Consider the following 20135-nt stretch of genomic DNA (forward strand, 5'->3'; position numbering starts at 1 on the left):
GTGACACGGGCGCGCAAGCGCAGCGCGAGCGTCGCCGTCATCGACATCGGTTCCAACTCGGTCCGTCTCGTCGTCTACGAGGCGCTGACGCGCAGCCTCATTCCGATCTTCAACGAGAAGACGCTATGCGGCCTCGGACGCGAGGTGCAGAGCACCGGCCTGCTCGCGCCCGATGCCGTCGACAAGGCGCTGACCTCGCTCAAGCGCTTTCGCGCGCTGTGCCGCGTGATGCAGGTCGGTCGCGTCTTTGCGATCGCCACCGCCGCCTGCCGCGACGCCTCCAACGGCCCCGACTTCATCGCGAAAGCCGAGCGCATCTGCGCCGTGAAAATCGAGATCCTGTCCGGACAGCGCGAGGCGCGGCTGTCGGCGCTCGGCGTGATCTCGGGGATTCATCATCCCGACGGCATCGTCGGCGACCTCGGCGGCGGCTCGCTCGAATTGATCGACGTGCGCCGCAACAGCGTGCGCAGCGGCGTGACGCTGCCGCTCGGCGGCCTCGCGCTGCAGGACCTCGCGCACAAATCGCTCAAGCGCGCCGATCGCATCGTGCGCGAGGAGATCGACGAGCTGCCGCAGCTCATCGCGGGCCGCGGTCGCACCTTCTACGCGGTCGGCGGCACCTGGCGCGCACTCGCACGCATCCACATCATCCAGAGCGGCTATCCGCTCCAGGTGATGCACGGCTATTCCATTCCTGCCGCCGAAGCCCTCGACTTTGCGCGCCGGCTGCGGCGCCTTGCGGCCGCCGACATGCTCGCCGACATCGAGGTCGTCGCCGATGCCCGGCGGCCCCTCCTCACCTATGCGGCGCTCGTGCTCGAGCACATCATCCGCGTCGCCCAGCCGAAGACTATCGTGTTCTCGACCTTCGGCGTGCGCGAAGGCCTGTTGCACGAGAAGCTCTCCGAGAGCGAGCGCAGCAAGGACGGCCTGATCTGCGCGGCCGAAGAGTTGAACCAGCTCTTGTCGCGCTCGGCCCGCCACGCCCGCGAGCTAATCACCTGGAGCGACCGCCTCGCACGCGTGGTGAAGTTGCGCGAGACCGAGGAGGACCGCCGCCTGCGCCACACCGCATGCCTGCTCTCCGATATCGGCTGGCGCGTGCATCCCGACCATCGCGGCGAGCAGACGCTGAGCCTCGTCGTCAACGGCAATTTCGGCGCGATCAATCACCAGGAGCGCGCCTTCGTCGGCCTCTCGGTGTTCTACCGCTACGCGGGCCTCAGCGAGGAAAACCAGCCGCCGATGACGATGCAGGAACTGCTGACGCCGGCCCAGCTCGAACGCGCCCGCTTGCTGGGTGCGGCATTCCGCGTCGCGCACCTGATCTCGGCGGCGCGGCCCGGCGTGCTGCCGGCCACGCATTTCCGCAGCGAGGGTCGCAAGCTGATGCTGGTGTTCGAGCACCGGCTCGGCGATCTCGTCGCCGATCGCGTCGGCGGCCGCTTCCGCCAGCTCGCCCGCCTGATCGGCCGCTCCGGCTCGATCGTACGTCGCTAGCGCATGATCCGGAAAAGTGCGCAGCGGTTTTCCGAAAGGATCATGCTCAAACAACAGCCTAAAGCGCGATGACGATTCATCCCAATCTCATCGCGCTTTAGGCGATAAAGCTTACTCCGCCGACGCCTTGGCGTGGCGCTCTGAGGATTCGAGCGCAGCCGCGCTCATGCTGCGCCGGCGCCAGATATAGCCGACGACCAGCACAACGACGACGCCGAGCGCGGCGCAGAGATACTCGCCGCCTCCGCCACCATGGGCGAATTGCGGCGGGATGCGCAGGGCTGCGAGCATCGAATCCAGCGAGGCGCCGAGCGGGCCGTCGAACAGCGTATGCAGATTCGGTTCGATGCCGGGATCGGTCGCGATCACCTCGCCGGCGATCCAGCCGAGCAGCGCCGCACCCGCCCAGACCAGGACCGGCAGTTTGGCCAGCAGCGCCATGATCAGCGCAGCGCCGGCGACGATCAGCGGCACGCTGATGGCAAGGCCGAGGATCAACAGCGGCACGCTGCCATTGGCGGCGGCGGCGACCGCGATGACGTTGTCGAGGCTCATCACGATGTCGGCAACGACGACGATCTGCACGGCCTGCCAGAGATGCGAGGCGGACTCGACGCCCTCCTCGTCCTCTTCCTCCGGCACGAGGAGCTTCGCCGCGATCACGATCAGCGCGAGACCGCCGACCAGCTTGAGATACGGCAGCCCCATCAGGCTCGCGACGATGCCGGTGAAGATGATTCGCAGCAGCACCGCCGCGCCGGCGCCGAGCACCATGCCCCACAGCCGGTGCCGCGGCTTCAGGCCGCGGCAGGCAAGCGCAATCACCAGCGCGTTGTCGCCGGAGAGCAGGATGTTGATCCAGATGATCTTGCCGACCGCAATCCAGAAGGTCGGCTCGGCCATCTCATTGCGGAACTGGGTGAAGAATGCCCCGATCGTCGCGGGATCGAAGATCTGCCAGAGCCAGTTCACAATGCGTCCTTTCGCCCCGTCGATACAGCATGATCCTGAAAAGTGTGCAGCGGTTTTCCGAAAAGATCATGCTCAAACAATAACCTGAAGCGCGATGACATTCATCGCGCTTCAGTGCCGGCTGACGGATCAGCCGACGATCTCGTTGCCCGAGAAGAACTGCGCGATCTCGATTACCGCGGTCTCCGGCGCGTCGGAACCGTGCACGGAGTTCTCGCCGATCGACTTGGCGTAGAGCTTGCGGATGGTGCCGTCAGCCGCCTTCGACGGATCGGTCGCACCCATCACCTCGCGATATTTGGCGATCGCGCCTTCGCCTTCCAGCACCTGAACCACGACCGGGCCCGAGGTCATGAAGTCGACGAGCTCGCCGAAGAACGGACGCGCCTTGTGGACGGCATAGAAGGTCTCGGCCTGGCCCTTGGTCATGCGGATGCGCTTCTGGGCGACGACGCGCAGGCCCGCCTTCTCGATCACGGCGTTGACCGCGCCGGTCAGGTTACGCTCGGTCGCGTCGGGCTTGATGATCGAGAAAGTGCGTTCGGTCGCCATGATCTTGTCCTTGAGGAAAAGGGGTGGTGTGGAGTTGCCGGGCTTATATCGGCGCCATCGCCGAACGGCAAGCGACCGCCAAAACGGTCCCATGCGCGCTTCGCCGCAGGAGACAAGCCGATATTTTCGGCATGGATTACAACAATTTCACCCAGATGAACCCAATCTGCAGGCTCCGTCAGGGTTCGGTTCAGCGTCGCTGACGTAGGCTCTCCTCCATCGAAACCAAAGCCTCCAGCCGAGGCGAACCGTTTCGACGGCCTTTCCATCGACGCGCAGGCCCGCGCCGGCAGTTTTGAGGAGATCACCATGTTGAGGAAACTTTCGCTTGCCGCAGTCGCCGCGGTCGCGCTGGGTGCCGCGCTGGCACCGACCTCCGCCTCCGCGCACTGGCATGGCGGCTGGGGCTGGCATGGCGGCGGCTGGCACCACGGCTACGGCTACGGCTGGGGTGCACCGCGCTTCTATGCCGGCGGCCCCGTCTCCTACGGCTATGGCGGCTGCTATGTGCGCCGGCTGGTCCCGACCCCCTGGGGACCCCGCTGGCGGCTGATCAACCGCTGCTACTAAGCCCGACAGCACCTTCCCAAGGGTACCATCCCCCAGGTACCCTCCAAGAGAAGCCCCGGCGCGTCCCCCCGCCGGGGCTTCGCATTTGGGTGGATATTGCGACCATTAATACAATTTTTACTACAATCCTCAGCACTCCCCGCAGCTGCCGAAACCATTTTGGGGGCCAACGACTTGGTACCGTGAAATGACCTCTGGACACGGAACTCTGCCATGACGGGCCGCTTCGCCAATGACAGCGAACAGATTGATCGGCGCACCAGCCGCTCGATTTGCGATGCCGTGGGCGAGCGGCTGCAGCAGAGCCTTCGCCCCGAACCCCGGCTGACGTCGCATCTCGAGCATCTCCTGAACGAGCTGAAGAAGCGCGACCGCGAGGGCGGCCCGCACAACTGACGGGCGCAAAAACGGGTTGCGTTTACGCCGCCTTGCGGTGACAAGGCCGCATGCTTTCCATCACCGACCTCTCGGTCCGGCTCGCCGGACGCCTCCTGATCGACCAGAGTTCCGTGCAGATCACGCCCGGTTCGCGCGTGGGTCTGGTCGGGCGCAATGGCACCGGCAAGTCGACGCTGTTCAAGGTGATTCGGGGTGAGCTCGCCGCCGAGCATGGAACGGTGACGTTGCCACCGCGCTGGCGCGTCGGCAGCCTCGCGCAGGAGGCGCCAAACGGACCGGAAAGCCTGATCGAGGTCGTGCTCAGGGCCGATCTCGAGCGCGACGCGCTGCTGCGCGAGGCCGAGAGCGCGACCGATCCGCACCGGATCGCCGAGATCCAGACCCGCCTTGTCGACATCGACGCGCATTCGGCTCCGAGCCGAGCAGCCGCGATCCTTTCCGGCCTCGGCTTCTCGGCCGCCGATCAGGCGCGCCCCTGCGCGGAGTTCTCCGGCGGCTGGCGCATGCGCGTCGCGCTGGCCGCGACCCTGTTCGCGGCCCCTGACCTGCTGCTGCTCGACGAGCCCACCAACTATCTCGACCTTGAAGGCACGCTGTGGCTGGAGGACCATCTGGCGCATTATCCGCGCACGGTGATCGTGATCAGCCACGACCGCGACCTGCTCGAGAGCTCGGTCGACCAGATCCTGCATCTGGAGCGCGGCAAGCTCACGCTCTATCGCGGCTCCTACTCCTCTTTCGAGGAGCAGCGCGCCGCGCGCGAGCTGCTCGATGCCAAGCAGGTGAAGCGCCAGGAGGCCGAACGCGCGCGCCTGCAGGCCTTCGTCGACCGCTTCAAGGCCAAGGCGTCGAAGGCACGCCAGGCGCAGTCCCGCGTGAAGATGCTCGAACGGCTGAAGCCGATCACGGCACTCGTGACCGAGGACGTACACGAGATCAGCTTTCCTGCGCCGGAGAAGATGCAGTCGCCGCCGATCATCGCCGTCGACAACGTCTCGGTCGGCTACGACCCGGCGACGCCGGTGCTGGGCCGCGTCACCTTGCGCATCGACAATGACGACCGCATCGCGCTTCTCGGCGCCAACGGCAACGGCAAGTCGACGCTGGTCAAGCTGCTAGCTGGCCGCCTCGCGCCGTTCTCGGGCAAGGTCACCCGCGCCGACAAGCTGTCGATCGCCTATTTCGCGCAACACCAGCTCGACGAGTTGAACGAGGACGCCTCCGCCTACGATCACGTCCGCAAGCTGATGGGCGGCGATGCGCCCGAGGCCAAGGTGCGGGCGCGCGCCGGCGCGCTCGGCTTTTCCGGCAAGGCGGCCGACACCAAGGCCGGAAAGCTGTCGGGCGGCGAGAAGGCAAGGCTCCTGCTCGGCCTTGCGACGTTCTTCGGCCCCAACATGATCATCCTGGACGAGCCGACCAACCATCTCGACATCGACAGCCGCGCCGCGCTCGCCGAAGCCATCAACGAGTTTCCCGGCGCGGTCATCATGGTCTCGCACGACCGCTATCTGATCGAGGCCTGCGCCGACCGGCTCTGGATCGTCGCCGATCGCACCGTGACCAATTACGACGGCGACCTCGACGAGTATCGCCGCCTGGTGCTGTCATCGCGCAACGCCGAGCCAGCGGCGCGCGAGCGCAGCGCCGCGAGCGAAAAGCCGCAGCGCCCGAGATCAGACAATCGCGGCTCGCTGAAGAAGCGCATCGCAGAGGCCGAGGCCGAGATCGCGCGCGTCAGCGAGATCATCGCCAAGATCGACACCGCGCTCGCCCTGCCCGACATCTTCACCCGCGACCCCAAGCAGGCCGCGCAACTCTCCAAGGCACGCGCCAATGCCGCGGACGCGCTGTCGCGCGCGGAAGAGCAATGGCTCGAGGCGAGCGCGCAATACGACGAGGCGGTGGGGTAGATCGCTGCTCTAGTGCCCCGGACGCAGCGCAGCACGACGGTGATGCGCTGCTGAGCCGGGGCCCATCGTCGTTACGAACTGAATCCCGGCTCAGTGTCGCGTCATTTCATGCCGCGCCGCGCCCGGGACACGAGCGGCCGCGACTACGCCGACTTCTTCTTTGCCTTCGGCTTGACCGGCTTCGGCGCGGGCGCCTGCTCGGGCCCGGCTTCGATCGAGGACAGGCGGCCTGAGGTGAAGGTGTAGATGCCGGCGCGCGGCCCTGTGAGCCAGGTGACGACGACGACGCGCCGGCCGCCGGCATCATTGGAGATGTTGACGTTCGAGGGCGCGCCGATGCCGCGCACCACGTCGCATTCGGTATGGCCGAGTGCGACCGTCCCGCCCGACGGAGCGGATGGCTCGGTCGAGGCATTGGCATCGCCCGGCGCGCCAACAGGGGCCATGCCCGGACAGGCGCCCTCGGCGCTGACGAGATCGTCGGCCCTCACCGGCTTGTCGGGAGTCAGCGGCGGCGATTCGATCGAGATGTTCTTGATGCTCAGGCGGCCGGCCCTGGCGAACCACTCGGCGTCCTTCGAAAACACATCGCTTCCGCTCGAGCAGCCCGCGATCAGCGGTGCGACGGCGGCCAACGCAACTATGAGCGCCTTTGGAAGCTTTTGATGTCGCACGATAAACTAAATTCCCCGGGTGAAGGACCAGCCCTAAGCGATTGTCCCAACATCACTTTGCGGCACGAAGGTGGCCAAAGCCAGCATCGCCCGCAAAGTGCAAATTATCATTAATTGCGATCGACCGCTAATTCCGCCGCTGCCACCGGCCGCGCTCGTCAGCCTGCCAGTAGGTCACCTCGAATCCGCGCGTCTTGCAATCCGTCCAGGCACTGCGCGCCTGGGCCAGCGCGTCAGGATCGTCGCCGTTGAACACGAGGACCATGCGCTCGTAGCCCTGGGCGTCCTGCGGCAACGCGGCGTTGTCGATCAGGAAGCGAACATTGGCGTTGTTCGGATTGTCCTCCTCGATCACCAGCACGATCGGCTGGTCGGCCGCATCGCTCACGCGCCATGTCGCATGAGGCAGAAAGGAATCGTCGCGATAGGTCCACAAGTGCGCATCCAGAGCATCGGCGCGCTCCGGCGAGGTCGACTGCACGACGACCCGCCAGCCGCGTTCCAGCGACTTCTCAAGAAGCGGCGGCAAGACGTTCTCAACCGACATGTCTTGCAGATGGTAGAACAGGACTTCGGTCATTTGCTCTCGTAGTGATCTGCCACCAGCCGGTCGAGCAGCCGCACACCGTAACCGGAGCCCCAGCTCTGGTTGATGTCGGTCTTCGGCGCGCCCATCGCGGTGCCGGCGATGTCGAGATGCGCCCAGGGCGTGCCGTCGACGAAGCGCTGGAGGAACTGCGCCGCCGTGATCGAGCCACCATGGCGGCCGCCGGTGTTCTTCATGTCGGCGAACTGCGAATCGATCAGCTTGTCGTATTCGGGGCCGAGCGGCATGCGCCAGACCTTCTCGCCGCTCTCGAGCCCGGCTGTCAGGAGGCGCTCGGCCAGTTCGTCATTGTTGGAGAACATGCCGGCATGCTCGGTGCCGAGCGCGACCATGATCGCGCCGGTGAGCGTCGCCAGATCCACCATGAATTTCGGCTTCACCCGCTTGGCGACGTACCAGAGCACATCGGCGAGCACGAGACGGCCCTCCGCGTCGGTGTTGATGATCTCGATGGTCTGGCCCGACATCGAGGTGACGATGTCGCCCGGACGCTGAGCGTTGCCATCGGGCATGTTCTCGACGAGGCCGATGGCGCCGACCGCATTGACCTTGGCCTTGCGCGCCGCGAGCGCATGCATCAGGCCGACAACGCAGGCAGCTCCCCCCATGTCGCCCTTCATGTCCTCCATGCTGCCGGCCGGCTTGATCGAAATGCCGCCGGTGTCGAAGCAGACGCCCTTGCCGACGAAGGCAACGGGCGCGGTGCCCTTCCTGCCGCCGTCCCAGCGCATGATCACGGTGCGGCTCGGCCGCGCCGAACCCTGGCCGACGCCGAGCAGCGCGCCCATGCCGAGCTTCTGCATCGCCTTGACGTCGAGCACCTCGATCTTGACGCCGAGCTTGCGGAGCTGGCTTGCCCGGCGCGCGAACTCCTCGGGAAAGAGCACGTTCGGTGGCTCGTTGACGAGGTCGCGCGCGAGAATCACGCCGTCGACGACGTGGCCCGCCGACGCAAAGGCCCTCTTCGCCGCCGCCGCATCGGAAACTCCAAGCGAGACCTCGGCGTGCAGGGCGCCGCCCTCCTCGCCGTCCTTCTTCTTGGTCTTGTAGCGATCGAACTTGTAGGCGCGCAGCCGCAGACCCGCGGCGATCGCGACCGCCTGCTCGCTCGTCATGGCGCCATCGGGCAGCTCCGCCATGATGCTCATGGCGCCGCCCCCGGGGTGGAGCTTACTCGCCGCCACGCCGCCGAATTTGAGGAAATCGCTCGCCTTCAGCGCTTCAGCCTTGCCGGCGCCGATCACGATCAGGCGGGTGGCCTTCAATCCCTCGGGCGCCAGGATGTCCAGAGCCGCACCACTTTTGCCCTTGAAGGCGGCAGCAGCCGCCGCCCGCTTCACGAGTTCGTTGGCGGCGCCGAGCGCCTTGGCGGTCGCCGGCCCCACCTTCAAGCTGTCGTCGCAGAACACGACCAGGATGCCACGGGGCGCGGCGGCAAGCGGGACGAAGCCGACCTTGATGGCATCGGACATGGGTAACTCCTCCAAAACATGGGGCTTTTGCCGCTCAGCGGCCCCGGCCGAAGGCCGGCGCTGAACCGCGATTCACTGGACTTTCCGCACTATGGGCGAAAGGCCCGGCCGATGCCAAGCACCCCGCGTGGCGCGAACGCCACAACGAGCGAAATATTAACCATATATTGACGGTGCCACGGGGCAGCCATTTTGTTGACGGATCAAAGGGATGGTAGTGAGAGATTAGGCGGCGGAAGAAGTGGCGGCGCGACCCTGGGGATCCCCTTGCGGGGATGGGTCGGGCGGCCAGGTTCCGGGACCTGCAGTGGGGCCTTGGTGGGAATCGTGCGGTAGCGCATGGGGTCGATCGATAGGTATATTTTCCGCACGACGCTGGCGTCGTTTGCGCTCGTCCTGGTCAGCCTCACCGGCGTGATCTGGATTACGCAGGCGTTGCGCGGCATCGACCTGATGACGAGCCAGGGCCAGACCATCCTCACCTTCCTCGGCATCACCAGCCTCGTCATTCCGGCGCTGATCCTGATCATCTCGCCGATCGCGCTGATGATCGCGATCTCGCACACGCTGAACAAGCTCGCGACCGATTCCGAGATCATCGTGATGAATGCCGCCGGCTTCTCGCCGTTCCGGCTGTTCTATCCGTTCTTCTACGCCACCTGCGTGGTGGCGCTGCTGGTCGCCTTCATCGCGGCCTATCTCGCCCCCGACGGCATGCGGCGGATCAAGCAGTGGGACGCCGAGATCACCGCCGACGTGCTGACCAACATCCTCCAGCCCGGCCGCTTCGCCCAGCTCGACAAGAATCTCACGATCCGGATCCGCGAACGCCAGCCCGGCGGCATCCTCGCCGGCATCTTCATCGACGACCGCCGCGATCCGAATGAGCGCGTCTCGATCGTCGCCGAACATGGCGAGGTCGTGAAGAACGACAACGGTTCGTTCCTGGTGCTCAAGGACGGCAATCTCCAGCGCTTCGAGGCCGGCAAGCGCGATCCGGCGCTGGTGGCATTCGGCCGCTACGGCTTCGACATGTCGAAGTTCTCCAACCAGGGCCACGACGTCACCCTCGGCATCCGCGAGCGTTATCTCTGGGAGCTGTTCTCGCCCGCCGAGGACGACCCGGTCTACAAGGCCGTCCCCGGCCAGTTCCGCTCCGAGTTGCATGACCGCATCATGGCGCCGCTCTACCCGTTCGCCTTTGCGGCGCTGACTTTCGCCTTCCTCGGCGCTCCGCGCACCACGCGTCAGAGCCGCAACTTCTCGATCGGCGGCTCGGTGCTCGCCGTGTTCGGCCTGCGCATGGCCGGATTCGCCTGCTCGGTCATGGCCGTGAAGTCGCCGTTTGCGGCGCTGATCCAGTACGCGATGCTGGCGGCGGCGATCGGCGGCGGCGTGTGGATGATCCTCGGCGGCGTCGTGGTCGAGCCGCCGCCCGCTCTGCTCGAAGCCATCAACAGATCGAACGCGCGGATCGCGCGTCTGTTTGGACGTCCGGCCGCCGCATGAGCATGCTCACCAACACGCTCGGGCGCTATTTCGCCGGCCGCTTCGTCATCGCGGCGCTCGGCGTGTTCGCGAGCATCTTCCTGCTGCTCGTGCTGGTCGACTACATCGAGATGGTGCGCAAGACCTCAGGGCTGGCCTCGGCCTCCGCGATCATGGTCGCCGAGACCTCGCTGTTCCGCGTGCCGCAGCTGCTGGAGAAGCTGACGCCGTTCTGCATGCTGATCGGCGCCATGACCTGCTATCTCGCCCTCTCCCGCCGGCTCGAGCTCGTGGTCGCCCGCGCCGCCGGCATCTCCGCCTGGCAGTTCATCTCGCCGGCGCTCGGCAGCGCGCTGCTGATCGGGGTGATCGCCACCACCGTCTACAATCCGATGTCGGCGAACTTGCGTGAACTCTCCAAGCGCATGGAGGCGGAGCTATTCGGCTCGGCACCGGGCGGCGGCATCCAGGACGCCTCAGGCTTCTGGCTCAACCAGGTCACCAATGACGGCCAGGTCATCATCAACGCGGCACGCAGCGAGCAGCAGGGCGTACGGCTGACCGGGCTGACGTTGTTCCGGTTTGATACAGACTGGCATTTCAAGGAGCGGATCGAGGCGCGCGAGGCGACGCTCGAGGACGGCCATTGGCTGTTCAAGACCGTGCGCCGATTCTCGCTGGACGCCCCGCCAGTCGACCAGGCGCGGCTGGAGATTCCGACGACGCTGACCGAGGCCCAGGTCCGCAACAGCTTTTCCACACCCGAGACTGTGTCCTTTTGGCAACTACCGAGCTACATCCGCTCATCCGAGAGCTCAGGCTTCGCGACAGCCGGATATCGACTCCAGTATCACAAGCTGCTGGCACAGCCGTTTTTGCTTGCAGCGATGGTGATGCTGGCAGCTTCCGTGTCGTTGCGCTTCTTCCGGATGGGTGGCGTACAGAAGATGGTTTTGAGTGGCGTGGGCGCGGGCTTTCTGCTCTACGTCCTGTCGAAAGTAACTGAAGACTTGAGCAAGGCTGAGTTGATGCATCCGATCGCTGCGGCGTGGTTGCCCGTTGTGGTGGGTGGCCTCACCGGCTTCTTGGCCTTGCTGTATCAGGAGGACGGTTAGTGACTGCCGTCCGTCGAGGACCTGTGTCTTGTTTGACGCGGCGCACCACGGTGCGGGCGAACGGGACCGGCTTGCCCGTGCGCAAGGTCCTGCTTGCCCTCATTACCGCCGCATCGTTTGCCGGCCTGATCGACGTCGCCGCCGTGACGCCGGCCGGCGCGCAGAGCTTCACCTACAATCCGCTGCCGCCCCGTCCGAAGCCGCCCAAGGTCGCCAACGACAATCAGATGCTCGTGCAGGCTACCGAGGTCGATTACGACTACAATAACTCGCGCGTCTCCGCGGTCGGTAACGTCCAGCTCTTCTACAACGGCACCAGCGTCGAAGCCGACAGGGTCATCTACGACCAGAAGACCAAGCGGCTGCATGCCGAAGGCAACATCCGCATGACGGATGCCGACGGCAAGATCACCTATGCCGAGATCATGGACCTGTCCGACGACTATCGTGACGGGTTCGTCGATTCGCTGCGCGTGGACACCGCCGACCAGACCCGCATGGCCGCGACCCGCGCCGACCGCTCCAGCGGCAACTACACCGTTTTCGAGAACGGCGTCTACACGGCCTGCGCGCCGTGTAAGGACGATCCGAAGAAGCCGCCGCTGTGGCAGGTCAAGGGTGCGCGCATCATCCACGACCAGCAGGAGAAGATGCTGTATTTCGAGAACGCGCAGCTCGAATTCTTCGGCGTGCCAATGGCCTACATGCCGTACTTCTCGACGCCCGATCCGACCGTGAAGCGCAAGTCCGGCTTCCTGATGCCCGGCTATTTTCCCGGCACGTCGAACACCGGCTTTGGCGTCGAAGCTCCCTATTATTGGGCGATCGCGCCCGATATGGACGCAACCTTCACCCCGCGCTTCATGACGCGCCAAGGCGTGCTGCTTCAGGGCGAATTCCGGCAGCGCCTGATCGATGGCGCCTACCAGATCCGCGCCTATGGCATCGACCAGCTCGATCCCGGAGCGTTTGCCGGCCAGCCAGGTGACCGCCAGTTCCGCGGCGCCATCGACACCAAGGGTCAGTTCGCGCTGAACGACAAGTGGGTCTGGGGCTGGGAAGGCGTCCTGATGTCCGACTACTATTTCTTCTCGGACTACCGACTCTATCAGTACCGCGATCCGCTCGGCTCGTTCCTGCTGCTGCCGACCGAAGCGCTGTCGCAGCTCTATCTGACCGGTGTCGGCAACCGCAGCTTCTTCGACGCACGCACGATGTACTGGCTGAGCTACTCGGGCAACCAGAGCCAGGTGCCGGTGGTCTATCCGGTGATCGACTACTCGAACGTGCTCAACTATCCGGTCTTCGGCGGCGAGTTCAGCTACAGGACCAACTTCCAGAACCTGTCGCGTGAGACCGCGGTGTTCGATCCGATCACGACGCTCGCCAACACCGCCAGCCTGTGCACGACGGCGTCGGCCGATCCGCTGGCGCGCACGCCGTCGCAGTGCCTCCTGCGCGGCTTCCCCGGCACCTACACCCGCCTGACGGCGGAAGCGCAGTGGCGCAAGTCCTTCACCGATCCGTTCGGTGAGATCTGGACGCCGTTCGCCAGCGTCCGCGCCGACGCGATCAACTCCTCGGTTTCCAACCAGCCGGGCGTGTCGAACTTCCTGCCCGTCGGCGACACCCAGGCGTTGCGCCTGATGCCGACGGTTGGCCTCGAGTACCGCTATCCCTTCATCAACGTTCAGCCTTGGGGTTCGACGACCATCGAGCCGATCGCGCAGATCATCATCCGGCCGAACGAGAGCTATGCCGGCAAGCTTCCCAACGAGGACGCGCAGAGCATGGTGTTCGACGCCTCGAACCTGTTCAGCGTCGACAAGTTCTCCGGCTACGACCGCGTCGAGGGCGGCGGCCGCGCCAATGTCGGGGTGCAGGCCACCACGCAGTTCGACCAGGGCGGCGCCGTCAAGGCGTTGTTCGGGCAGTCCTACCAGCTGTTCGGCCTGAACTCCTTCGCGGTCCAGGATTCCATCAATACCGGTCTCGATTCCGGTCTCGACAAGCCGCGCTCCGACTACGTCGCGAGCATCGGCTACTCCCCGAACCGGACCTATACGTTCAGCGTCCGCAGCCGCATGGATGAGCAGACCTGGAACATCCAGCGCTTCGAGGCCGAGGGTCGCGCCAATTTCGACCGCTGGTCGGTCAGCATGATCTACGGCAACTATGCGCCGCAGCCGGAGCTCGGCTATCTGACGCGCCGCGAAGGCATCCTGACCACCGGCTCTCTGAAGGTTGCGTCCAACTGGGTGGTGTCGGGTTCTGCGCGCTGGGACCTCGAAGCCAACAAGATCAACCAATATGTGGTCGGCGCCGGCTATGTCGACGATTGCTTCGTGCTGGCGGCGAACTATGTAACTTCCTATAGCTACTCCGCGGGCTCGGCGCCGCCCGTGCTGAGCCATGCGTTCATGTTCCAGATCGGCCTGCGCACGCTGGCGACGACGTCGACGACCAGCACCTCCGGTCTCTCTGGCTATTAATGAACCGTCTGAAGTGCCGGCCGCGTTTCCCAAGGGGATCGCAGGTTCAGCGCGGCTGACATGCGAGCAACAACCATGACCCCATTGTCCCTGTTCCGCCTCCTCGTTCCTGTCCTTGGGGCCGGGCTGATTCTCATTGGCACGCCGGCGGCGACGCGGGCGCAGAACATCGTCGTGATGGTCAATGGCGACCCCATCACCGACTTCGATATCGAGCAGCGCAGCAAGCTCGACCAGCTGACGACGCAGAAGACCCCGAGCCGGCAGGACGTCATCAACGAGCTGATCGAAGACAAGGTGAAGATCAAGGAAGGCAAGAAATACGGCGTCGATCCCGCCGCTGCCGACATCGACCAGTCCTACGCCGGCATGGCCCAGCGCATGCGCGTCTCTCCGGACCAGCTCACCAAATCGCTCGAGGTCAAGGGCGTCCGGCCGGAGACGCTGAAGAGCCGCATGAAGGCCGAGATGGTTTGGACCAGTCTTGTGCGCGGGCGCTACAAGGAGCGCCTGCAGGTTGGTGAAAGGGACGTCGCGGAGAAGGTGAAATCCGAGGGGGGCGAGAAGCTCCAGGTCGAGGGCACCGAATACAAGATGCAGCCGATCGTCCTGATCGTGCCGCGCGGATCGTCCCAGGCCTTCATCGAGCAGCGCCACAAGGAGGCCGAGACCTATCGCAGCCGCGTCGGAAGCTGCGAGGAGGCCAATTCGCTGTTCCGCTCGACGCCGAACGCCGCGATCCGGGAGAGCGTCACGAAGACGACCGCGGACCTGCCCGAAGCGCTGCGCAAAGTGCTCGACGACACCCCGATCGGCCACCTGACCCCGCCGGAGATGACCAAGCAGGGCATCGAGATGGTCGTGCTCTGCTCCCGCAAGCCGACCACGATCGACACGCCGAAGAAGCGCGAGATCCGCGAGAAGATGTACGCCGAGAAATACGAGAAGACCTCGAAGGCGTATCTCGACGAGATCCGCAAGGCGGCGATGATCGAATATCGCAATCGCTGATGGCCAAGCCTTTCGAAGAGCCTTCCGCAAAGCCTCTCGCCCTGACCCTGGGGGAACCCGCCGGCATCGGCCCCGACATCACGATCGCAGCCTGGCTGAAGCGCCGTGAACTGAACCTGCCGGCATTCTACCTGCTCGGCGACGAGGCGCTGGTTGCGCGGCGCGCCAAGGCGCTCGGCGCCGACGTCAGGATCGCTTCGGTGCGCGCCAGCGAGGCCAATGCGGCCTTCGCCGACGCCCTGCCCGTGGTTGCGACTGGCGAGACCGCGACGGCCGCACCCGGCAATCCCGATGACTCCAGTGCACCGGCGGCGCTGGCCTCGATCCGCCAGGCCGTCACCGACGTGCGCGAAGGCCGCGCCGGCGCCGTCGTTACCAATCCGATCGCCAAGAGCGTGCTCTATCGCGCGGGCTTCCGCCATCCCGGCCACACTGAATTCCTCGCCGAGCTTGCCGCGCAGAACGGCCGCGTGCCGCAGCCGGTGATGATGCTGTGGTCGCCGCGCCTCGCCGTGGTGCCGGTGACGATCCATGTCTCGCTGCGCGACGCGCTCGCAGAGCTCACGAGCGAGCTGATCGTCTCGACGGTGCGCATCGTCGCCGCTGAACTGAAATCCCGCTTCGGCATCGCGCGCCCGCGCATCGCCGTCTCTGGCCTCAATCCGCATGCCGGCGAGGACGGCTCCATCGGCCATGAGGAGCAGACCGTCATCACGCCGGCCATCAAGGTGCTGCGCAATGACGGCATCGAGGCCAAGGGCCCGCTGCCCGCCGACACCATGTTCCACGACGCCGCGCGCAGCACCTATGACTGCGCGGTCTGCATGTACCACGACCAGGCGCTGATCCCGATCAAGACGATCGCCTTCGACGACGCGGTCAACGTCACGCTCGGCCTGCCCTTCATTCGCACCTCGCCGGATCACGGCACCGCGTTCGACATCGCCGGCACCGGCAAGGCCAATCCGGCGAGCCTGATCGCCGCGCTTCAACTGGCGAGCCGCATGGCGGCGGCGACAACCTGATGAGTGCGATCGACGACCTCCCGCCGCTTCGCGAGGTCATTCGCCAGCACGCCCTGTCGGCCCGCAAATCGCTCGGCCAGAACTTCCTCCTCGACCTCAATCTGACCGCGCGCATCGCGCGCGCGGCCGCGCCGCTCGAAGCGGCCACCATCGTCGAGATCGGCCCCGGCCCCGGCGGGCTGACGCGCGCCCTGCTCGCGCTCGGCGCCGCCCGCGTCATCGCCATCGAGCATGACGAGCGCGCTATCCCGGCCTTGCAGGATATTTCCGCGCGCTATCCCGGTCGCCTCGAGATCGTGCATGGCGACGCCATGACCTTCGACCCGCGGCCGTTGCTCGCAGGCGCCAGGGCCAAGATCGTCGCCAACCTGCCCTACAACATCGCGACCCAGCTCCTGATCAACTGGCTCACGATCGAGCCGTGGCCGCCCTGGTACGAGATGATGGTGCTGATGTTCCAGCGCGAAGTCGGCGAGCGCATCGTGGCGCGCGAGAACGAGGACGCCTATGGCCGCCTCGGCGTGCTCGCCAACTGGCGTGCGGAAACGAAGATCCTGTTCGACATCTCGCCCGCGGCGTTCGTGCCACCGCCGAAGGTGACGTCCTCCGTGGTGCGCCTCGTGCCGCGTCCGGATCCTTTGCCTTGCGACCGCCGGCTGCTTGAACAGGTCGCGGCCGCGGCCTTCGGCCAGCGCCGCAAGATGCTGCGCCAGAGCCTGAAATCGCTTCAAGCCGATCCAGCGCGGCTCGCTACGGCTGCCGGCGTCGATGCGACGCGGCGCGCGGAGACCATTCCGATTTCCGGTTTTGTTGCCATGGCCCGTGAATTGGCCGATATACGCAGCAACGGCTGACAATCAAAATTTCGGAGGAAGGAATATGGCGCTGATGCGTCGGCAGTCCCTGGTCAAGTTCGATGCGCCGCTGTGCGAGACCATCATCGACACGCCCAAGCCGCAGGGCCGCGAGGTGCTGGTGCGCATCGAGCGCTGCGGCCTCTGTCATTCCGATCTGCACATCCAGGACGGCTATGCCGATCTCGGCGGCGGCAAGAGGCTCGACACAACGCGCGGCATGACGCTGCCCTTTACGCTGGGCCATGAGATCGCAGGCGTCGTCGAGGAAGTCGGAGGCGACGTGCCGGCCGGCCTCGTCGGCGCCAAAAAGGCGGTGTTTCCGTGGATCGGCTGCGGCCAGTGCCGCGACTGCGCCAACGGCGACGAGAACCTCTGTGTCAAGCAGCGCTTCCTCGGCGTCTCCATCGACGGCGGCTTTGCTACTCACGTGCTGGTACCCGACGCAAAATACCTGCTCGACTACGATCCCCTGCCCGTCAACCAGGCCGCGACGCTGATGTGCTCGGGCGTGACCGCCTACGGCGCGCTCAAGCGCCTGGTCGATCGTCCGCGCCAGCGCAACCTCCTGCTGATCGGTCTCGGCGGCGTCGGCATGATGGGCCTGTCGTTCGCGCAGGCCATGTTCAAGCAACCTATCACGGTTGCCGATCTCAGCCCCGCGGCGCGCGAGACCGCGCTGAACAACGGCGCGGCGGTCGCCTATGATCCGGCCGAGCCTGATGTCATCAAGCGCATCCTGAAGGAGACCGAGGGCGGCTTCGACGAGATCGTCGACTTCGCCGGCAACGAGAAGTCGATGGCGTTCGCGGTCGCGGTCGCCGCGCGCGGCGGCAAGATCGTGGTGTCCGGGCTGATGGGCGGCCAGTTCACGCTGCCGATGGTGCAGTGGGTCTACAAGCGCATGACCATCGAAGGCTTCATGGTCGGCACGCTCGCGGAAGCCCATGAGCTGATGGCGCTCGCCCGCGCCGGCAAGATCAAGCCGACGCCGATGCGCGAGGAGCCGATGGCCGACGTCCAGAAATGGATCGACGAACTGCGCGCCGGCAAGGTGGTCGGCCGGATCGTGCTGAAGAACTGAAGCGCGCGGCGGCGTGACGGAACACGTCGCCGCATACGTCTTGTTCGGCCCGGTCGGCACGTCGCTCAGGTCAACGCGCGAAGACGCAGAATCGTTCAGGCCAGCGGCGCGCGCGGAACGGCGACAGCCCGAACGGCGTTGGCACAGCATGTCCATTCGCTGCGTCGTCGAAAGCGCATTCTTTATCGCCTGGAGCTTTCTGGAGAGAAGCGGAGAGCTCGGCGAACCCGACGCGTCCGCCAACATTATCCTCGACGCCATTGAGGCGCAGCTCAGGAACGGCGAGCGCCGGCAGTTGATGCTGGGCAACAAGGCCATCGCCGCCTACCGCGAGCATGTCGCGCGAACTCGGGTCGCAGTCGAACGCGAAGCGCGTTCCAGATAACGGCACGTGCCCCGGATCTGACATCGCCCCAAAGCCCCGTCTCGAAATTCCGTAGTTCTCCGGATGCGAACAGAGTTCGAGGCGTGATCAAGGCGCAACAACGTGGACGCCGCAGGCGATAATCGGCAACTTTTCGATTCCCCATAAGCCGTTATGTGCACTTTCGGACCGTCAGTTGCGCTGCGGAAACGTAGGATTCGAACTGCAGCCGATTCCCGGCCCGCCAGAGACAGACAAGAAACGTGACCGGTCGGCCACAGAACGATCTCCTCAGCGAGATCAGCCAACAGGACTTCGAGCTGCTCGCCCCTCACCTCCAGCCCGTGGAGTATGAGGCGAACCACATCCTCCATCATTCCGGCGACAGCGTCGCGGTGGTCCATTTCCCCTGCGGTCCCACGCTCGTGTCGTTCGCGGTGCCGGTCGAGGACGATCGCGAGGTCGAGAGCCTGCTGGTCGGCCGCGAAGGTGCGATCGCCGTGCCCACCACCGGGCGCGGCCCTGCGCTGGCCTATTCCCGCGTGGTCGTGAAGGTCGGCGGCACGCTCGTCCGCCTGCCGGTCCGCGCGCTCGAGCAGGCTCAGCAGAAATCGGCGAGCCTGCAGGAACTGTTCGCGCGGTATGCGGCGTGCCAGTTCGCGCAGCTGCTGCAGACAGCGGCCTGCAACGCCGCGCACTCCATCGAAGAGCGTGCGGCAAAATGGATCATCGCCGCGCAGGAGAGCATCGGGGGCGACGAGGTTCCCCTCACGCATGAGCAACTGGCTGGCATGCTCGGCGTCTCCCGCAGCTATGCCAGCCGCGTCATCCAGATGTTCAAGGCCAAGCGCATCCTCGCCACCCGCCGCGGCGCCATCCTGGTCCTCGACGCGCTCGCGCTTCAAGCCAGCGCCTGCTCCTGCAATCGCTGGGTCAAGCGACACTTCGGCGAAGTGCTGGGCCGCACGGCGGCGGCCGACGGCTAGCGTCGGGGCTCCTCCATCTCGATTGTTGCCGACACGCGCAGCACCGGGCCCGCCGCGTCCCTCACCTCGATTGCAAGCTGCCCTAGGACATTGCGGGATGCGCCGTCCAGGATGGCCTGGCCAAGCGATTCCAGCGCCAGCCGCCGCACAGCGAGGCGATCGGAGAGATCGTAACCCACGTCGTCGATGATGACCTCGTTGCAGTCATGGTAGTCGAAATAAAACCGTGGCATGCCTTGGAATTCGGCAGTTGCCGTCACGGTTCCTATTCTCCCGGCTTTCGACGCGTCGAGGGGCCAAAAGGCGAAGCGCCCGCGTACACCGGTGTGGACTTCATCATCGCGCGCGACGGCAAGATCGCGGCTCTTTACGTCTATCTCGACTCGCCGCCCACCGAGTCGCCCTTCCCTCGCCGAGCTTTGCGGTGCAATTGTCGGCATGCTGTTGATGAATCGGCTGCTCGGGCGCAACCCGACGCGCAGGCCTGTCGCAATCGCGGAGACATCACGATGACCGTCACGATCTACCACAATCCGGATTGCGGCACCTCGCGCAACACGCTCGCCATGATCCGGCAAAGCGGCGTCGAGCCCGCCGTCATCGAATATCTCAAGACGCCGCCGTCGCGCGAGAGGCTCAAGGAGCTTGTCGCGGCGATGGGGATTCCCGTCCGGGCCCTGCTGCGCGAGAAGGGTACGCCATACAAGGAACTGGGCCTCGGCGATCCCAGATGGAGCGACGACGAACTGCTCGATTTCATGCTGGCGCATCCCATTCTCATCAATCGCCCCATCGTGGCGACGTCGAAAGGTGTCCGCCTATGCCGCCCCTCCGAAGCCGTGATTGACCTCCTGGACAACTCGGTCGGCCGCTTCGTCAAGGAAGACGGCGAAGTGATCGAACCGCGCTGATAGCGCCAGACTGCGCCTTTTGATCTCTCATGGCCTGAACGAAGCGGCAAAGCTCGGGCCGTTCCGGTCGCGAGAGCGTTGAACCGTGCGGTAATTGCGGCCGAAAATCGTGCGATTTCGCGGCGAAACGAGCGCGGCGCAGG

At 65.5% G+C, this 20135-nt stretch carries 20 protein-coding genes; 14 read left to right on the forward strand and 6 right to left on the reverse strand.

Annotated elements, in window-relative coordinates:
* Complete coding sequence (gene ppx / locus K289_RS0110220; RefSeq protein WP_027551417.1) at positions 1-1503, forward strand: exopolyphosphatase; 1503 nt, start codon at positions 1-3, stop codon at positions 1501-1503.
* A 111-nt stretch (positions 1504-1614) separates the two neighbouring features.
* On the opposite strand, the gene K289_RS0110225 is transcribed toward ppx, so the two are convergent.
* The gene (locus tag K289_RS0110225; RefSeq protein WP_027551418.1) at positions 1615-2475 is read right to left on the reverse strand and encodes a TerC family protein; all 861 of its coding nucleotides are present in this window, start codon (positions 2473-2475) and stop codon (positions 1615-1617) included.
* Between the two features lie 129 nt (positions 2476-2604).
* Positions 2605-3027: a nucleoside-diphosphate kinase gene (ndk, locus tag K289_RS0110230; protein WP_027551419.1), complete on the reverse strand. Its 423-nt coding sequence runs from the start codon at positions 3025-3027 to the stop codon at positions 2605-2607.
* A gap of 309 nt (positions 3028-3336) precedes the next feature.
* On the opposite strand from ndk, the gene K289_RS0110235 reads away from it, so the two are divergent.
* The 3 genes from K289_RS0110235 (at position 3337) to K289_RS0110245 (ending at position 5909) form a co-directional block, all read left to right on the forward strand.
* Positions 3337-3597, forward strand: coding sequence for a hypothetical protein (locus tag K289_RS0110235; RefSeq protein ID WP_027551420.1), 261 nt, complete (start codon positions 3337-3339; stop codon positions 3595-3597).
* 213 nt (positions 3598-3810) lie between these two features.
* Positions 3811-3993 (forward strand): hypothetical protein, encoded by a 183-nt coding sequence (locus tag K289_RS0110240; RefSeq protein ID WP_027551421.1) that lies wholly within the window; start codon positions 3811-3813, stop codon positions 3991-3993.
* Between the two features lie 50 nt (positions 3994-4043).
* Positions 4044-5909 (forward strand): ABC-F family ATP-binding cassette domain-containing protein, encoded by a 1866-nt coding sequence (locus K289_RS0110245; protein ID WP_027551422.1) that lies wholly within the window; start codon positions 4044-4046, stop codon positions 5907-5909.
* A gap of 143 nt (positions 5910-6052) precedes the next feature.
* Here the strand turns inward: K289_RS0110245 and K289_RS0110250 are convergent, their stop codons facing one another.
* The 3 genes from K289_RS0110250 to K289_RS0110260 form a co-directional block, all read right to left on the reverse strand.
* Complete coding sequence (locus tag K289_RS0110250; protein ID WP_027551423.1) at positions 6053-6544, reverse strand: hypothetical protein; 492 nt, start codon at positions 6542-6544, stop codon at positions 6053-6055.
* Positions 6545-6710: 166 nt separating this feature from the next.
* Positions 6711-7163, reverse strand: a complete 453-nt coding sequence (locus K289_RS0110255) for a DNA polymerase III subunit chi (protein ID WP_027551424.1) — start codon at positions 7161-7163, stop codon at positions 6711-6713.
* Positions 7160-8662, reverse strand: coding sequence for a leucyl aminopeptidase (locus K289_RS0110260; RefSeq protein ID WP_027551425.1), 1503 nt, complete (start codon positions 8660-8662; stop codon positions 7160-7162). Before K289_RS0110260 ends, K289_RS0110255 begins: the two co-directional genes overlap by 4 nt.
* Positions 8663-9001: 339 nt before the next feature.
* Here K289_RS0110260 and lptF point away from each other — a divergent pair, with 339 nt between their 5' ends.
* From lptF to K289_RS0110305, 9 genes are all read left to right on the forward strand, one after another.
* Positions 9002-10171: an LPS export ABC transporter permease LptF gene (lptF, locus tag K289_RS0110265; RefSeq protein WP_027551426.1), complete on the forward strand. Its 1170-nt coding sequence runs from the start codon at positions 9002-9004 to the stop codon at positions 10169-10171.
* Positions 10168-11265 (forward strand): LPS export ABC transporter permease LptG, encoded by a 1098-nt coding sequence (gene lptG / locus K289_RS0110270; protein WP_027551427.1) that lies wholly within the window; start codon positions 10168-10170, stop codon positions 11263-11265. The genes lptF and lptG overlap by 4 nt, the downstream gene beginning before the upstream one ends.
* A complete protein-coding gene (locus K289_RS0110275) occupies positions 11265-13757 on the forward strand; it encodes an LPS-assembly protein LptD (RefSeq protein WP_027551428.1) in 2493 nt (830 codons plus the stop codon). Before lptG ends, K289_RS0110275 begins: the two co-directional genes overlap by 1 nt.
* Before the next feature lie 60 nt (positions 13758-13817).
* A complete protein-coding gene (locus K289_RS0110280) occupies positions 13818-14768 on the forward strand; it encodes a SurA N-terminal domain-containing protein (protein WP_156917904.1) in 951 nt (316 codons plus the stop codon).
* Positions 14768-15793 carry a 4-hydroxythreonine-4-phosphate dehydrogenase PdxA gene (gene pdxA / locus K289_RS0110285; RefSeq protein ID WP_027551430.1) on the forward strand — a complete coding sequence of 342 codons (1026 nt, stop codon included), beginning with the start codon at positions 14768-14770 and terminating at the stop codon, positions 15791-15793. The genes K289_RS0110280 and pdxA overlap by 1 nt, the downstream gene beginning before the upstream one ends.
* The gene (gene rsmA / locus K289_RS0110290) at positions 15793-16647 is read left to right on the forward strand and encodes a 16S rRNA (adenine(1518)-N(6)/adenine(1519)-N(6))-dimethyltransferase RsmA (RefSeq protein WP_027551431.1); all 855 of its coding nucleotides are present in this window, start codon (positions 15793-15795) and stop codon (positions 16645-16647) included. The genes pdxA and rsmA overlap by 1 nt, the downstream gene beginning before the upstream one ends.
* Positions 16648-16672: 25 nt before the next feature.
* Complete coding sequence (locus K289_RS0110295) at positions 16673-17731, forward strand: alcohol dehydrogenase (RefSeq protein WP_027551432.1); 1059 nt, start codon at positions 16673-16675, stop codon at positions 17729-17731.
* A gap of 13 nt (positions 17732-17744) precedes the next feature.
* Positions 17745-18116: a hypothetical protein gene (locus tag K289_RS53050; protein WP_371260802.1), complete on the forward strand. Its 372-nt coding sequence runs from the start codon at positions 17745-17747 to the stop codon at positions 18114-18116.
* Between the two features lie 242 nt (positions 18117-18358).
* A complete protein-coding gene (locus K289_RS0110305; RefSeq protein ID WP_027551434.1) occupies positions 18359-19081 on the forward strand; it encodes a Crp/Fnr family transcriptional regulator in 723 nt (240 codons plus the stop codon).
* Here K289_RS0110305 and K289_RS0110310 read toward each other — a convergent pair.
* Positions 19078-19341 carry a hypothetical protein gene (locus tag K289_RS0110310; RefSeq protein WP_156917905.1) on the reverse strand — a complete coding sequence of 88 codons (264 nt, stop codon included), beginning with the start codon at positions 19339-19341 and terminating at the stop codon, positions 19078-19080. The two genes, K289_RS0110305 and K289_RS0110310, sit on opposite strands and share 4 nt — an antisense overlap.
* A gap of 249 nt (positions 19342-19590) precedes the next feature.
* Between K289_RS0110310 and arsC the strand changes: the two genes are divergently transcribed.
* Positions 19591-19992, forward strand: a complete 402-nt coding sequence (arsC, locus tag K289_RS0110315) for an arsenate reductase (glutaredoxin) (protein WP_027551436.1) — start codon at positions 19591-19593, stop codon at positions 19990-19992.
* The last annotated feature ends 143 nt before the right edge of the window (positions 19993-20135 follow it).

This window comes from Bradyrhizobium sp. Cp5.3, assembly GCF_000426265.1.
In the GTDB taxonomy this organism is placed as follows: Bacteria; Pseudomonadota; Alphaproteobacteria; order Rhizobiales; family Xanthobacteraceae; genus Bradyrhizobium; species Bradyrhizobium neotropicale.

Coding starts and splice junctions, on each gene's coding strand:
- ndk (WP_027551419.1), bottom strand. CDS start 3,027: ATGGCGACCGAACGCACTTTCTCGATCATCAAGCCCGACGCGACCGAG.
- K289_RS0110235 (WP_027551420.1), top strand. CDS start 3,337: ATGTTGAGGAAACTTTCGCTTGCCGCAGTCGCCGCGGTCGCGCTGGGT.
- K289_RS0110240 (WP_027551421.1), top strand. CDS start 3,811: ATGACGGGCCGCTTCGCCAATGACAGCGAACAGATTGATCGGCGCACC.
- K289_RS0110245 (WP_027551422.1), top strand. CDS start 4,044: ATGCTTTCCATCACCGACCTCTCGGTCCGGCTCGCCGGACGCCTCCTG.
- K289_RS0110255 (WP_027551424.1), bottom strand. CDS start 7,163: ATGACCGAAGTCCTGTTCTACCATCTGCAAGACATGTCGGTTGAGAAC.
- K289_RS0110260 (WP_027551425.1), bottom strand. CDS start 8,662: ATGTCCGATGCCATCAAGGTCGGCTTCGTCCCGCTTGCCGCCGCGCCC.
- lptF (WP_027551426.1), top strand. CDS start 9,002: ATGGGGTCGATCGATAGGTATATTTTCCGCACGACGCTGGCGTCGTTT.
- lptG (WP_027551427.1), top strand. CDS start 10,168: ATGAGCATGCTCACCAACACGCTCGGGCGCTATTTCGCCGGCCGCTTC.
- K289_RS0110280 (WP_156917904.1), top strand. CDS start 13,818: ATGCGAGCAACAACCATGACCCCATTGTCCCTGTTCCGCCTCCTCGTT.
- pdxA (WP_027551430.1), top strand. CDS start 14,768: ATGGCCAAGCCTTTCGAAGAGCCTTCCGCAAAGCCTCTCGCCCTGACC.
- rsmA (WP_027551431.1), top strand. CDS start 15,793: ATGAGTGCGATCGACGACCTCCCGCCGCTTCGCGAGGTCATTCGCCAG.
- K289_RS0110295 (WP_027551432.1), top strand. CDS start 16,673: ATGGCGCTGATGCGTCGGCAGTCCCTGGTCAAGTTCGATGCGCCGCTG.
- arsC (WP_027551436.1), top strand. CDS start 19,591: ATGACCGTCACGATCTACCACAATCCGGATTGCGGCACCTCGCGCAAC.